Annotated in this window: 10 protein-coding genes and 2 pseudogenes; all 12 read left to right on the top strand. The window is 44.9% G+C overall.

Features of this window, described 5'->3' with window-relative positions:
• A complete protein-coding gene (gene vgrG / locus ACJMNB_RS12920) occupies positions 1–1,782 on the top strand; it encodes a type VI secretion system tip protein VgrG (RefSeq protein ID WP_405343139.1) in 1,782 nt (593 codons plus the stop codon).
• Between the two features lie 9 nt (positions 1,783–1,791).
• The gene (locus tag ACJMNB_RS12915; RefSeq protein ID WP_405343137.1) at positions 1,792–2,091 is read left to right on the top strand and encodes a PAAR domain-containing protein; all 300 of its coding nucleotides are present in this window, start codon (positions 1,792–1,794) and stop codon (positions 2,089–2,091) included.
• Positions 2,092–2,496 carry a GPW/gp25 family protein gene (locus ACJMNB_RS12910; protein WP_405343135.1) on the top strand — a complete coding sequence of 135 codons (405 nt, stop codon included), beginning with the start codon at positions 2,092–2,094 and terminating at the stop codon, positions 2,494–2,496.
• A gap of 9 nt (positions 2,497–2,505) precedes the next feature.
• On the top strand, positions 2,506–5,580 hold the full coding sequence (locus ACJMNB_RS12905; protein ID WP_405343133.1) for a hypothetical protein: 3,075 nt from the start codon (positions 2,506–2,508) through the stop codon (positions 5,578–5,580).
• Positions 5,573–6,358, top strand: coding sequence for a hypothetical protein (locus tag ACJMNB_RS12900; protein WP_405343131.1), 786 nt, complete (start codon positions 5,573–5,575; stop codon positions 6,356–6,358). The genes ACJMNB_RS12905 and ACJMNB_RS12900 overlap by 8 nt, the downstream gene beginning before the upstream one ends.
• Positions 6,351–7,643, top strand: coding sequence for a hypothetical protein (locus tag ACJMNB_RS12895; protein WP_405343129.1), 1,293 nt, complete (start codon positions 6,351–6,353; stop codon positions 7,641–7,643). The genes ACJMNB_RS12900 and ACJMNB_RS12895 overlap by 8 nt, the downstream gene beginning before the upstream one ends.
• On the top strand, positions 7,634–8,695 hold the full coding sequence (locus ACJMNB_RS12890; RefSeq protein ID WP_405343127.1) for a contractile injection system tape measure protein: 1,062 nt from the start codon (positions 7,634–7,636) through the stop codon (positions 8,693–8,695). The genes ACJMNB_RS12895 and ACJMNB_RS12890 overlap by 10 nt, the downstream gene beginning before the upstream one ends.
• Positions 8,696–8,703: 8 nt before the next feature.
• The gene (locus ACJMNB_RS12885) at positions 8,704–10,038 is read left to right on the top strand and encodes an ATP-binding protein (protein ID WP_405343125.1); all 1,335 of its coding nucleotides are present in this window, start codon (positions 8,704–8,706) and stop codon (positions 10,036–10,038) included.
• Positions 10,035–12,299 carry a hypothetical protein gene (locus ACJMNB_RS12880; protein ID WP_405343123.1) on the top strand — a complete coding sequence of 755 codons (2,265 nt, stop codon included), beginning with the start codon at positions 10,035–10,037 and terminating at the stop codon, positions 12,297–12,299. Before ACJMNB_RS12885 ends, ACJMNB_RS12880 begins: the two co-directional genes overlap by 4 nt.
• Positions 12,300–12,309: 10 nt before the next feature.
• On the top strand, positions 12,310–12,531 hold the full coding sequence (locus ACJMNB_RS12875) for a hypothetical protein (RefSeq protein WP_405343121.1): 222 nt from the start codon (positions 12,310–12,312) through the stop codon (positions 12,529–12,531).
• Positions 12,532–12,568: 37 nt separating this feature from the next.
• Positions 12,569–13,024: pseudogene (locus ACJMNB_RS12870) on the top strand (DUF4157 domain-containing protein); the annotation flags it as partial.
• Positions 13,025–14,632: 1,608 nt separating this feature from the next.
• A pseudogene (locus ACJMNB_RS12865) lies at positions 14,633–14,932 on the top strand (DUF4157 domain-containing protein); the annotation flags it as partial.
• Positions 14,933–15,623 lie beyond the last annotated feature (691 nt).

Here is a 15,623-nt window from a genome sequence, read left to right as displayed (position 1 = left end):
ATGCCAGAATCTCCATTAAAAAACACCGGTGGCATCGTAGAATGCGCAATTTTTTGCAAAGGCAAGGCGTTAGCATCAACAGCGCAAGTCATCTCTGCCGATGTAGAATACCGCATCAACAGTATTCCTAAAGCGACTGTTACAATCGCAGACGGTGACATGCCTACGGGCAAATTCGAACTCTGCGAAGGAGACCAGCTAAAACCCGGCACTGAAGTGGAAATCAAGGCTGGTTATTCCACAGACCTTGATTCCGTCTTTAAAGGCGTAATCACTCGCCTTGGAATTTCAGTCTTAAAAGATGGAACAAGTTGCACCAAAATTGAGTGTCGTCACAAAGCCATCGCACTCACTGAATCAAGACACAACGCGAATTACCAAGACAAAAGCGACGACGATATCATCGGAGCTCTAGCTTCAAAATATGGAATCAATTCTTCTATAGGGGGTGGTCCCCATAAAGAACTGATGCAATACTATTGCACCGACTGGGATTTTATCATGACCCGCGCCGAGGCCAACGCCTGTTGGCTTTTGGCAGATCAAGATGGAATGTCGATAGAACCCATTAGTTCAAAAGGCAACTCGGAACTTTCACTTACTTGGGGAACCGACATCATCGAATTCAACGCCTCCGTCAATTCGGAACATCAAGTAAAAAATGTTGAAGCACGAGCTTGGGATGTGACGAAGCAAGAAATTATATCAAGTAAACAAGGCGCACAGTCTGTTCAAACTCAAGGAAACCTGAGTTCGGACGATCTTGCTAAGGCACTTTCAATCCCAAACCAGATACTGCAAATAAATTCTCAAGTCGATAAAGGAATTTTAGATACCTGGGCCAAGGCCGAACAAATGAAGAATGAGCTTTCACGCATTAGCGGGCATGCCACATGCATCGGCAATTTGAAGGCTACTTTGGGCAAAATGATGAAATTGGATTACTTGGGAGCGCGATTTAACGGGAACGCCCTCGTATCCGGAATTCATCACCACATGGAAATCGGCTCCTGGACAACGACGCTTTCGTTCGGGATGAAAAAAGAATGGTTTGTCGAAAAATTCAATACCATGGCACCAGTCGCATCGGGCTACAACTGCGGAATTACAGGACTTTTGACTGGTATTGTATTGCAAATACACGATGACCCCGAGAAACTAAATCGCGTCAAGGTCAAAATTCCGGTAATGCAAAACGAACAAGAAGGTGTATGGGCTCGCCTTGGCACCCCCTACGCATCTAACGGCGTCGGCGGCCTCTTTTTCCCGGAAGTCAATGATGAAGTCATCCTCGGCTTTTTCAATGGAGACCCTTCCAGTCCCGTCATTCTGGGGAGTTTGTACAGTTCCAAGCAACAAGTCCCACAAAAGTTGGAACAAAAGAACAACACCAAGCAACTGCTAACCCGCGAAAAATTGAGCGTCACTTTCGACGAAGAAAAAAAATCAATTACCGTCACGACTCCCGGAAATAGGAAAATCGTCATGGACGACGACGGCAAAAAAATCACGCTCGAGGATCCCTGCGGAAACAAGGTCGAAATGTCCGATAGCGGGATCAAGCTCGATGCCACAAAGGACATCGCCGTCAGCACCAAGGGAAAGTTCAATGTCGATGCCAAGGGCGGCATAATACTCAAATCGGCAGCCGATTTAAAGGCTGAAGGGCTGAACGTGGAACTCAAGGCCAAGGTGGGATTCAAGGCGCAAGGATCCGCCACGGCCGAAATTTCGGCATCGGGACAAACCACCGTGAAAGGCGCCATGGTCATGATCAACTAAAGGAAGAAAATGCCTCCAGCAGCAAGACTCACAGATATGCACACCTGCCCCATGCAAACTCCCGGAACGCCGCCCATCCCGCACGTGGGCGGACCGGTCGTCGGTCCCGGCGTCCCGACGGTTTTAATCGGGGGCATGCCCGCAGCTGTCATGGGTGACAGCTGCGTATGCGTGGGGCCGCCCGATACGATTATCAAGGGCTCCGCCACGGTCATGATCAACAAGAAGCCGGCCGCACGCATGGGCGATTCTACCGCCCACGGCGGCACAATCGCCCTGGGATGCCCCACGGTGCAAATAGGAGGCTAAGTGAGTTCGCTGACGTTTCTTGGACGCGGATGGAAATTTCCGCTAAAGTTCGAAAATGGAGCTATCGCCATGTCCGAAGCCGAAGAAGATGTCGACGAAAGCCTGCGCATTTTACTCGGAACATACCCCGGCGAACGTCTAATGCGCCCCGACTATGGCTGCCGACTCCGCGATTACTGCTTTCGCAACTACGAAGAAAGCACTATTGTGCAACTCGACGAAGAAATAAGAAACGCCATCGACAATTTTGAACCAAGAGTTACTGTAGAAAACACCGACTATAAAATGGATGAAGTGAACGACGTTTTGCAAATCATTGTCGACTACAAAGTCATTGCGACTAATAGCCGCCGCAATTTAGTGTACCCCTTCTACATAAACGAAGGCACCGATATAAGCATCTAAGGAATTATTGTGGAAAATCGTATTTTTGTCAGCGAAGGTTTAAGCCAACAGGCTCGCAAGTTCAAGGAACTCGCGAAGGCTTTTGTCGCTGTCAACAACATGACTCTGCAACAATTGCTCGAAGAAATCTGCAAATACGAAAAACAGCACGATTGCCCGCTTGTCATCAATGAAAACGACATTCCAAAGCTTGCAAAAGCAATTGAATCTGATTCTGACGGCAACACGGAACCTGCGGCAGCCCTTTATACCGTTTTTGCAAAGCTTCTAAATCGAGTTCAAGAACGATTAAATGATTTACCTAGCCAGCGAATCGATTTTTATTTCCGAAAAATACTAGGAGAGCGTCCCAATAAGGCCCATGGTGACCATGCCCACGTCATTTTTCCCATTGAACTAAGAGGTTTCAAGTACAAACTTCCGAAGGGAACAAGGTTTATCGCTGGGACAAACGAAGATGGCGAAACAATTGAATTTGAATCCGTAAGCAAAGCCGAACTGAACGATATTCAGGTCGAAAAAATCTACACCCTCGCCGTTCCTGAAAAAGGCGTTTCTACGGTATCCGAAATTCCAGTCTATAAGCCAAGTCAGGCCATTGAAATCAAAGACATGGTTCCGTATCCATTATTTGGCATGACCCGCTCCGGAGACCGTGCCGCCAACTCGGAATTTACCCGACTCGGACTCGCCATTTCGTCTCGCCTACTATACCTGAACGACGGTATCCGGCAAATCAAGGTCAAGCTTATATATGAAGCAGAAAGCGTCAAAGGAACACTTTTAGAATGTGGACAAGCTCCCGAATTATTCCTTAAAGTATTTGCAAACGCCTTTCGCATTTCACTTAGCACAGCAGATGGCTGGTACGATGTAGACGGATACCAACTGGAATCCCACATTCTGGATGCGCATTGCGAAGAAAATTGCATCGGGCTAACCTTACAACTTTCAGACATGGCTCCAGCCATTGTCAATTGCGACCCAACCATACACGGAGCTGAATACAACTTAAACGGTCCTGCGATGCGTATTATCGTCTTGCCACACGCATCCTACAACCCTTGGGAAACCTTAAAGAACCTGAAATTGCGCAAGGTCTTACTTCAGGTACGAGTGACAAACTGCAAGCGTCTCGCCCTCAGCAATGATATCGGCCCACTTTCAATGAACGCTCCAATACAACCATTCGGCCCATTACCGGCCGTAGGCAATTCACTTGTCGTTGGTTGCGAAGAAATTAGAGGCAAAAGACTTTCTTCATTTGAGATTCATGGCAACTGGAGAGGTCTCCCCCGTTCAAGGGATTTTAGCTACTGGTATAAACAATATCCTAACGCACCGTTAACCCGCGACTTTAAAGTTTCCGTATCGGCACTCCTTGGCGGATATTGGTCCCCGTTTAATACACAAACGCCACTTTTACAAGATCTTTTCCAATCAGAATCCGACGCAATCTCAAATAAACTCACCATCTCATGCGACAAGGCTCTTGGTGGAAGGACATTTGAACAGCAATACGACTCTGAGGATTTCGAATACACTCCGAATTCGCGCGACGGTTTTTTCAAGATAAAGCTGGTATCGCCCGAAAACGCCTTTATGCATCAAGAATATTCCAAGGTGCTCTGCGGGAATTTGATGCAGCAAGCTCTCAAAAAGAATCTCGGAAAGGAACTCGAGCTACCAAACCAACCCTATACACCGGAATTAGAAAATCTCTCTGTCAGCTACACCGCTGCGGCAGAAATCAACCTGAGAAGTTCTGACAACAGCGACGGCAAGATTTTATTCTTACGACCTTGGGGTGTAAGCGAAAAATCTCACTTACAACTGGAAGGCGGAGCGTTATTCTTAGGCCTTACGCCCACAGTAAACACCAATAGCGTCAATCTGTACTTCCATCTAAATAGAGATTCCGACAACATTCACGAAGATGGCGAAATCGGTTTCATCTGGGCATACCTCGGAGTAAACGGATGGACCCGCATTCCGTCTGAAAACATCTTATACAACACCACGGCAAATTTCACGACTTCAGGTATCGTATCCATTACGATTCCTAAGGATTTTACAACCGATTCTTCATTGATGCCAAAAGGTCTCTGCTGGATCCGATTAGAGCCTCAAGGAAACTGGAATCATTGCAGCCGCCTATTCTCAGTTTATGCGCAAGCAGTCGAAGTCGTACGCAGCAAGGGGTTTGGACAAAAAAACACCTTCAAGCATTGTAAACCAGGCTGCATCAACGAACTAGCACAAAGCATCAGCGGACTCTCTGCGGTATACCAGCTAGAAGAATCCTTTAGCGGGGAACCCGAAGAAGACCGCGAAGAAATGCAAACGCGCGTGGCCGAGTACCTATACCATCGCAACCGTATTTTAACTGCACGAGATTGCGAACGGATGATTCTCGAAGAATTTCCCGAAGTTCACTTGGTCAAGTGTTTCGCAGGACTTTCTCCCGAAAAGCCAAACCAAGCAAGTGCGGGGCATATTCTTGTCGTCCCCGTATCCCCTTTATACGAAGACGGCCGACACATTTGGGATCCCCGTCTCAGCGGGAAAACACTAGAAGATATCAAACAATTCGTAAAGCAAAAGTCTTCCCCATTCGCAAAAATCACCGTTATGAATCCGCAATTTGAAAGAATTCAGGTGCGCTGCAATGTGGACTTTATAAACGACAACAACGATGGCGAACACCTTCAAGACCTGAACAAGCAAATAAACAATTATCTCTCTCCATGGAATAGCGATAGTTCGTCACGTTTTTTTGGTTGGTCACTCAACAAAGAACACCTGCGGATGTTCATCCAGAATTTACCCTATGTCGAAGAAATCCAAGATTTTTCGGTACTCCGCATCAGTTCAAAAGACCGCTCCGAATACAGTATGGAAGAATCCGATAAAGCAAGCAACAACTACATTCACGGAACAACCCCATGGAGCATCCTTACGCCCATGAAAAGGCACTTCCTCAACGTTATCGAAAAAAATGAAGATTTCCGCGATATCACCGTTGGTTACGGAGATCTCGAAATAGGTTCGACTTTTATTATTCAAAGGAGAAACAATGGCTAAGTTAAACCGTACGCTTCTAAAAAACAGGTTCAAGGCAGGACAAATGCCCTGTGAAGAAGATTTTATCGACCTCATCGATTCCATGGTCAATGTGGAAGAAGAAGGAATCGAAAAGACCCGCGAAACAGGCCTCAAAATTTCACAGATTACAGATTCCGGCAAGTTGATGAGTTTCTATGAAAACTCCACCGAAGGGAGCCCACTCTGGCACAGCGAAATTCGTAAAGATGTAAACGGGAACCGCAGCGGATTGCACCTGAGCACCCCCGGTATCGATGATTCTTCGAGCGTACTTTCGCTTGTGGGGCCCATTCCCGATGGAGAACCCGCCCCCATTGGAGTCGGAATCGGGACACGCGAGCCAGAATGTTCCCTAGATGTTCGAGGCGTAATCGCTTCAGCAGGCCGCATCGGTAAAGAAAACTCCAAATTCAAGGTCCCTACCGACGGAAAGTGGCACGACATCACCGAAGAACTAACTGGATGCCAGGCTTTTGAAATCGTGGCTGGTGCTGGCGGCCAAGAAGACGAAGGACGGTTCGCCCTGACTCATGCGATTGCGGTAAATGTATTTCACGGACGCCCCAGAGTAAAAAAGATACAATCGTATTATGGCGGGCGCGGCTCTAGAATCGATGTTCGCTGGGTTACCGGATCTGAAAAATACCGATTCAAATTACAATTACGCGTACGTTGTGCCTACAAAAACGGTTCGTTTGTACGATTCCGCCTAACAAAACTTTGGTACGATAACTTCATGGAAACCACCCTTGATTAAGACCGTTTCCAAAAATACCGCCGCGCAAGGACTTGATTACGAGACGCTTCGCCTCGAAGGCATCCGTCTTGTTCAAAAGCTATGCGAAAACGTGTGGACAGATTTCAATCCGCATGATCCGGGTGTCACCATCCTGGAGCAGATTGTTTACGCCTTGACCGATTTGGGCTACAAGACAAGCTTTGACATCACAAGCTTTTTGACAGATCGAGAAGGCCATATTGACTACAAACGCCAAGCCCTTTACACGCAAGAAGAGGTCATGCGGCAGTTCCCTGTTACCACCGAAGATTACGAACGATTCTTTGAACGGGAACTCCATTGCGACAGAGTCGATTTCAAGGTTACCGAACCGGGGCTTTACTCGGTGCAGCTTTGGCCACATGAATCATCCACAGAATCCAAAGAATCTCTTATTAACCGATTTACGGCCCTTTGGCACGAATGGCGCTGCCTTGGTGAAAGGGTTTCTCAAATTTCTGTCGAAAAAAATAATGAAGATCTAATTCGTCATATATACGAAACACCCTTCGAAATAGATTGTTCCGATTCACAGAAGTTACCTACGGGAGCACCCTGTGACTTTTTAGACTTCATGCCTATCATCGAACAATTCCCTTCAATTTACCGCTACGGCACAGGAGCAGACGAACTCAAAAAATACCTAGAGCCTGTAGAACATCTATTTAAGCTCTTTTTGCAGGCAATGCAAGATTTCGCCGAAATGTTCTCGGTTTATTCGCTAAAAACCGATTTTCACAACTACAACCGTATTTTGAACCAGATGTTGGCCATATACGGAGTCAAATATCCCGATGCGCTTTTTTTACAAATGCGCGAAAATCGGCGCGATGACAACGAAAACGCAATCGCATTCCGAAGCCTATTGCGTTCCAAGGTAAATTACTTGCGCCACTTGCCCGAGCTCCATATGCACCGTTGCGGAAAATGGTGGAAGCAGCGAATCGAAATGATGCTTGGTCTTGCAGAGAAGAAGCATCTTTCTATGCACATGCACGTGATAGACGGCATATACCTCAAAAACAGTTTCGGCAAAATTTTTGTAGTATGGTCCACTGAGACCCCGTTCACCAACACCCAAGAAAAACGTGACAACATTGAACGATTTATACGCGACGAAATCCCTGCGCACCTCGTTCCGGTCTTTTACTGGGTTCCGCATAAGAGCATGCATACATTCGGTCTATTTACGCATAATCCGATGGCTTTAGAAAAATGGTTCAAGTTCCATGAGAAATTCATTTCGGAGGCTCTATGGCTATAACAGAAATAAACCGAATTGATGAACTCACATTAAATTTGACATGTTCCAACCGCATGCAGGCTACAGCCATTGAAAGCGAGCTTTACAATTTTGCCCGAAACGATTTAATAGAATCACTTGACAAGGTTTTAATGTCTCTAGCCACGGAAGAAGACATTGTTTTAGACAAACTTACCATCGACCTTGGAACCGTCCCCGCACAAGATCCACTCAAGCATATTCTTCAAAAAATACCTAAGGAACTAGAACACATATTGCGCACCCAATTACTCCAAAAGCAATGTGTACCTGTCGGCCAAATTTTACAAGAATCATGCGGGCGCATGCTCTCATTGCAAAAATCGACAATTCTCGAAAAAGAAATCAACGACCAGATTTCTGAATGGTGTCGCAACAATTCCGATTCCAAATTCGACCCTTTACGCGTTGCAGAATCAGTCCTAAAGCAAGTCCAGCTAAATAATCCAAAACTTGACATTCGCCAAATTGCATGCAATGTATTTGAAAAGCTCAAAAAACTTGAAAAGAAAGCTCCGGCCAAACAGGCAATCGTCCAATCCACAGCAAATGACTGCGGAATCGTTATACTCTTCCCTTATCTACAGCCACTTTTCGAAAAAGCCGGTTGTACCAAGGGCGGCAAATTTGAAAACGAGCAGAAAAAAGCCGAAGCCGTATCCTTGTTAAGCTATGCGACATTCGGCCGTTATGCGGCACCGGTCACCGAGCACTCCATCATCCAGCTACTCTGCGGTTTTGAATCCAACAAAGAAATCACTGATTTGCCGATACTTTCAAGCGAACAAAAATCCCTGACCGACAGCCTACTCGAAGGCATCATCCACAACTGGGGAGCACTCGGGCATACCTCTGCCGATGGATTGCGGACAACATTCCTTATTCGCTCAGGAGCATTGAAAAAAGAAGACGAACAACAGCAGCTCACGATAGGGCAGAAGACATTCGATATTCTGCTTGACAAATTACCATGGGGGTACTCCACCGTAAAACTCCCCTGGATGAAATCACCGTTGCATGTAAAATGGCGCTAGAGGTAAATATGGAAGATACTCTGAAAAATGAAATCGACTGGTGCCGTCAAATCATAGATTTACGATTCGAACAGTATTTCTGCGCCGAAGATGACGAGCGCAAAATGCTAGATGTACACCTCTGCACACCGCCAACGCCCGACACAGACACGCCCTATGGAGAAACCATTTTGCGCCTGCAACTCGGTTTTGACGAGCGTCTGGTTCTAACACTTGCGCTACTTCCCCACTTGTGCCCGCAGGCACTCGACTCCTTTTTCTTGAACAACAAGGTTCTTGGAAGGCCATACACGGAATTTGGCGGCTGGCACGGCAAAAGCCATTCGGGATTCTTGCCCACCTGCGAAACAGCGCTATTCTTGCTCGCCGGAGACAACTTGGCGCAAAGACTCCAAGTCATGCGACTTTTCGAAAACGACCAAAAACTTGTATCAAGCCGACTTTTGCAATTGGAATATGGCGAACCCGGAGAACCCAAGAATTCCGCGGCACTACGTCTGTCTTCGGAATACCTAGAATACTTGACAACCGGTGTACAGAATAAGCCCGACTATAGCCTACATTTTCCGGCAAAGCGCATCACATCTCGCCTGGAATGGGAAGACCTCGTTCTAGCCGACACAACAAGGCGCGAAATAAACCAGCTAATCACCTGGATAAACCACTCCGAAGAAATTCTAGACGGATTCGGACTCCGCAAGAACCTCAAAAACGGTTACCGCGTACTCTTTTATGGCCCACCGGGTACAGGCAAGACGTTGACAGCAACGCTTATCGGCAAAAAAATAGGCATGGATGTCTACCGCGTCGACCTTTCGCAGGTGGTATCCAAATATATCGGAGAAACAGAAAAGAACCTGTCCAATATTTTCGACCAGGCCGAAAGCCGCAACTGGATTTTATTCTTTGACGAAGCCGATTCACTCTTTGGAGCAAGAACTCAAGCCAACAATTCAAACGACCGCGCCGCAAACCAAGAAATTTCTTACCTGTTGCAACGAGTTGAAGACTTTCCGGGCATTGTCATATTGGCTAGCAACCTCAAATCAAATATCGACGAAGCTTTTTCACGAAGATTCCAAAGTTCGGTCTATTTTCCGATGCCAGAAGCGGACGAACGCTTGACACTATGGAAAAACATATTCGAAAAGACGCCTATCGAAAACCGCGAAGAAATTTTCGAACACTTTGCCGAAAAATACGAACTGGCAGGCGGAGCATTAACAAATGTTGCCCGATACGCCGCCATTTCAGCCATTATGGACAAACACGATGTTATAAACAAATTAGATTTACAACAAGCTATTTCTAGAGAATTGCTTAAAGAAGGGAAAATTGTATGACAAACGTGTTTCGAAACATCACACGCATTTTAGCATTTTTGCTATTTACGGCCATATGTGCATACACATGCGAACTTTGTACCTACGAAGTCACTCCTGAAAACATTAAAATCTATGAAACCGGTGGTAAGCTCAAAGACACCACGGAAGCGTTCAAGATTCTAGACAAATACATCAACTGGTATTTCAATTCACGCGATGACATGGCACTCCAGCTGTCGCAGGAGCTCCAGGACTATCCGCAATTTCTGAAGGTTGTCAACAACTATGTGCTAGAAACCTGGATGATGCGTGAAAAGATGATCAAGGAAGAAGCCTGGCCCGACCCCATTGTAGACAAGGTTTGGCTCAACAAGGCCGGGATGGATTCACTCAAGAAATACATGGTTTCGGAAATACGAGGAGATCTGTATTCTACAACCATACTTAGATTTTTAAAAGACCTGCAAGGCATCCGTTTTGCAGATTCGCTGCTTGCACGCCGATATGCCTTGAGCCTTCTGGCGGCATCACTTGCCATCTGTTCCGACACCACCAACGCCTTCGATATTTTTGATTCGGTGCTCTGGAATAAAGAAGAAATACAAGACCTTTTAAATCTAGTTGACAAGATTGAATCGCCGCAATTTTCAAAGCCACCAGTCTCATCTACGAAAAAGAAGTCGACAAAGAAATCAACACAGAAAACAGAATTACAATCTGAGCGTTTGTCAAAATTTTTCAAGTGGTACCGTGGTCACACCTGTAGCGATGAACATTGGTACCGCGTATTCACCAGACTCGATACGCTCTACTCGCACATATTCGAAAGCACCGTAAACGATGCCATGAACCAGGACAAAGTCTTCGATGATTCAAAGCCCATCGAATGGAACGGTGCCGGCTGTGGCTGCAGTCGCAAAGACCAACTTAACGGAGAAGTCATCGGCATATACCCCTATTGGTTTGCTGGCGACACAACAAAATGGGTCGACTTTAGCGCCATTACCCGCATATCATTCTATGGAATACACGCCGATACCGATGGTTCCCTCCTCATGCCCTCCGGAATGTCCACCCTGGCTTATCTGGGCAGAAAAGGTTTCTCAAAGTTTGTATCCGAGGCCCACAGGCACTATGTCAAAATGGACTGGATTATTGAAAAATCCAATTGGCAAGGAATCAAAAGCCACGAATTACTCGAAAAATTTTTCACAAAACTTTCAAAGGAAATCGATTCCCTGGTAAGCACTCCGAACAACACGCTATTCCAAAAAATGGTAAACAAGCTCAGCTTTTCGGGCGACGATTACGGGAACCGCGGCGACGGAGTAACGCTCTACTTCAAGAACTACCCCACCGATTCCCTTTCTACCGCCATGTTCAACAGTTTCTTCAAGAGATTGCACGAATTACTACTTTCGCGCAACCCGAATGTAAACTTGAACATGATGGTAAACCGTCTAGATCTTACCGAAGATATTTATTCATTCCGTATCGATTCCGGCGCAGTCAAGGGTCCCGAAGGAATCTACAGCTACGCAAACTTCCGCAGAATCATTACAGAGCCGAAGTCCAAAAACGCAATCAAGCCATCATCCGACCAAATCGTCGATAACTTGAAAAACCTGCTTTTGGTAATCAACGAAGAACCTCTTTCTCGCAGCAAGCGACTCATCCACAGTGACTTGAGCTTACACCTCAAGGGCGAAGACAGGCACATTGTATTGAAAGCACTCGCCCCCGTCATTTGGTTCGACAACCGTCAATGGGAGCAACTAAGCGATGACGCCACCTACTATAACGACTCCTACTACAGTTTGGGCATTGCCCCTTATGCCACCGATATCGGCGCAGCGGAAATTTGCGGCAACACGGGCAACATCGGAGTATGCTTGAACAAGTACTTTAAAAAAGACGACAAGGATATCACCTTTAGTTCCCAAATTCGTACAGAAATCCCGTTTTTCTGCATGTACCGTTGGGCTTTCCGCCTGCTGAACACCTTGGTATACATTTTCGCCCTGGCACTCCTGTTGGGTTACTTCGGTTCGTGCACCATCAGCGCATTCTTCGACAAACATTTGGCGTTGCTCGTCGGTCTGGTCGTTATCCCGCCCGCATTCACAACGACCATACTTGTACTATTCGACCCAGTGACCACATCGCTCGCCGGAACATTCCGATTCCTGCCCATCATCGTGCTAGTTCTTTCTGTAATCACCGCATCGCTTATAAAGGTATATCGCAACGCCGACTTCCCCAAAAGGAAAATCAAATAGGAGAAAAAAAATGAACACCTACACTCAAAAACAAGAAACCGCCCAGCGAGTTGCCAACAGCAACGCAGCAAGCCTCATGGACACCTCGCTGCAAAACGCAAGCCTGCAACGCAAAGCAAACCTTGTAGATAGCGCCATCCAACGCGCCTCCCTCGAAGAAGAGGAAGAACCCGTCCAAGGCAAGTCTATCCAACGAGAAGCCATTCCCGACGAAGAAGAGGAACTCGCATAACCCCTCTTGTCATCCCTAATAAAAAAATGAGAAAAACATGTCCACCACTTACGCACAAAAACAAGCCACAGCCCAAAAGAAGGACGCACCCACCGCAGCATCCATTCTTGACACATCTTCGCAAAGCGAATCCCTCCAGCGTAAAGCGGACATGGCAAACAACGCCGCCCAGCGCGAGGAAGCTCCTCGCCCCAATAACACGGGGATGCCTGATAATCTAAAATCCGGCATCGAAAGCCTTTCTGGTTTTTCGATGGATGATGTTCGCGTACATTACAACAGTAGCAAGCCCGCTACCGTACAAGCTCTGGCATACACACAGGGAACCGATATTCATGTTGCTCCCGGACAAGAAAAGCATCTCCCTCACGAAGCTTGGCATGTTGCCCAACAAATGGCCGGTCGAGTATCTCCCACAACAAATATCAACGGCATGCCGGTGAATGATAATGCCGCGTTAGAGCATGAAGCCGATGTGATGGGAGAGAAGGCGGCGGAAATAATGATAAAAAAAAAGACTATTGTTCCTAAAAGAGTTCCGTTGAAAACAAATAGTGTACAAAGACTTCCTAGAAGGACCGATGTACAACAATGTATAAGTAATAAATTTGACGTCACAATTTCTTATAATCAAGCAGAGATTCCTGCAGGTATGTCTGTTGGCCAAGAATATATTGGATGCCGAGAGATTGTTGAAATTAATTGTACAAAAGCAAAGCAAACTTTGTATAAAGGAAAAAAAGAAGCTGCAAACGACAATAAAATTAACGCTTTGAAAGACATGTCCCACATAGCATCAATATTGGGGGAATTGGTAAATAGTGAAAAGGGAAATATGGGAGATTGGGATGTTTTTTACGCCGATATTATTGTTCCTTACAATACAAGACGCAATAATGAGGTTAAATTAACGACGCGTATGGTTCTTTGTAAATATGGTTTATGTGGAGGTACAGAAGCTCCTGGATACATTACCAAAGTCATTAAATTATCTAAAAAATCAGAATTAACAGCAAACATTTCTCATTTGAAAAAAACAGGAATTGAGAAAAGTGGAAAAAATTTTTTCCCGAAACAACATATAGTAAAACCCCAAAAAACAATTTTTTATCGGACTTATAGAAATTCTACAGAAAAAAAACAAGGTAAATTTAGATATGATGTTCCCGAATCATACGCTAAATTGGTTGCCGAAGGAGCTCGCTTTCAATGTGTAAGAGAAAATATCGACAAAATCAAAGACAGCACTGTATTTTACATTACAATAGAAAATAAACAAAGACAAAAATCATACAAGGGCATTCGTTTTGATAAATTATGGCGAATATGGGGGAAAGTTTTTAAACAAAAATACAATATTCCAAATAAAGAAATTGCAGACAAAATATTTAATCGTAAAGACAACAAAATGAAGTTTACCCAAATTAACGAAAATTGTATTCTTCTAGATCAATCCACTTATATAGAAGAGGGCGGAAAAGGAGGAATGAAGAGGAGGGGAATGAAAATGGAAATGGAAGAAACAGAAAAGAAAAAGAAAAAAATGGAAGAGGTAGATAAGATGGAATACGAAGACGAATACGAAGATGAATACGAAGACGAAGACGAAGATGAATACGAAGACGAAGACGAAGAGGAATACGAAGACGAAGAGGAATACGAAGACGAAGAGGAATACGAAGAGGAATACGAAGACGAAGAGGAATACGAAGACGAAGAGGAATACGAAGACGAAGAAGAATACGAAGACGAAGAGGAATACGAAGACGAAGAGAAAAAGCCTCTTAGAAAATCTCCAAAAAAACCAAAAAAAAACTCCAAATGAGAGCTATTCATGGTCGTAAAAAATCCATATGATAAGAAACAGATTAAAGCATAAACAATGAACTAGAGTACATTCCAAAACTCTTATATGCACTCATTATAAAGTTAAAAGGATATACCCATGAGCACTACCTACGCACAAAAGCAAGCCCCCGCGCAAAAGAAGGAGGCCCCCACAGCCTCATCCGTTCTCGATTCCTCTTCACAAAGCGAAGGGTTACAAAGAAAGGCAGACATGACGAATAATGCAGCCCAGCGTGAAGAAACTCCGCGTCCAAATAACACGGGTATGCCGGACAATCTGAAATCGGGTATCGAAAGTCTATCTGGTTTTTCGATGGATGACGTACGCGTCCATTATAACAGTAACAAGCCCGCTACAGTACAGGCCCTCGCGTACACGCAAGGCACAGATATCCATGTTGCTCCCGGCCAAGAAAAGCACCTCCCGCATGAAGCTTGGCATGTTGCCCAGCAAATGGCCGGCCGAGTTTCACCCACTACGAATATTAACGGCATGCCCGTAAATGATAATGCTGGGCTAGAGCATGAAGCCGATGTCATGGGAGAAAAGGCTGTGCAGAGAAAAGAGTATTTGTTCCATACCCAAAATACTCCAATTTGCGCTTCCGCTCATCTAACAAATCATAATAAAATTGTTGCTCAACGAATGTGGTCTAAAAATGGACAACCAATTAAAGATTTGGCAACATTAAACACACATTTGTTAGCATTAAATCCATCTTTGTCAGGAATAGATTCTAGCATGTTGCATATGGAAATTAACCATTTGATAAAAGAATTTTGTAATCCTTTAGATCCTATTCAATTCATTAAAGAAAAACTTGACGATTTAAAAAACGAACTAATCAATACCTTAATAGAGAAGAATGATTTGTATATAGCAGATGGAATAAAAAGGAAAGATATATTAAAAACATTAAAAGAAACAATTGTCAATAAAAAAGCCGTTTTTTGGGACGTTATTCAACAATATACTCCATTCAAGCATGTTGGTAAAGACTTCCGACTTAATTTGCCAGGAGGTTTTAAAGTATCTGGACAAGGGGGGAAATACTATGGAAATACTGAAGGGTGGCATATACATGAATATACAACTTCCTATGGTGATGATGGACATGTAAAAGGATGGCATCTGGACGAAACTAATAAAAAATTTGTTAAAGACGGAGAAGGACGTGGGCAAATGTTTAGCCATCGTGAACCGGAAAAATTATTAGCCGCTATACAATACATCTGTTCGAATA

Source organism: Fibrobacter sp. (genome assembly GCF_045131395.1).
GTDB lineage: Bacteria > Fibrobacterota > Fibrobacteria > Fibrobacterales > Fibrobacteraceae > Fibrobacter.
This window is presented reverse-complemented; position numbering and strand designations above follow the sequence as displayed.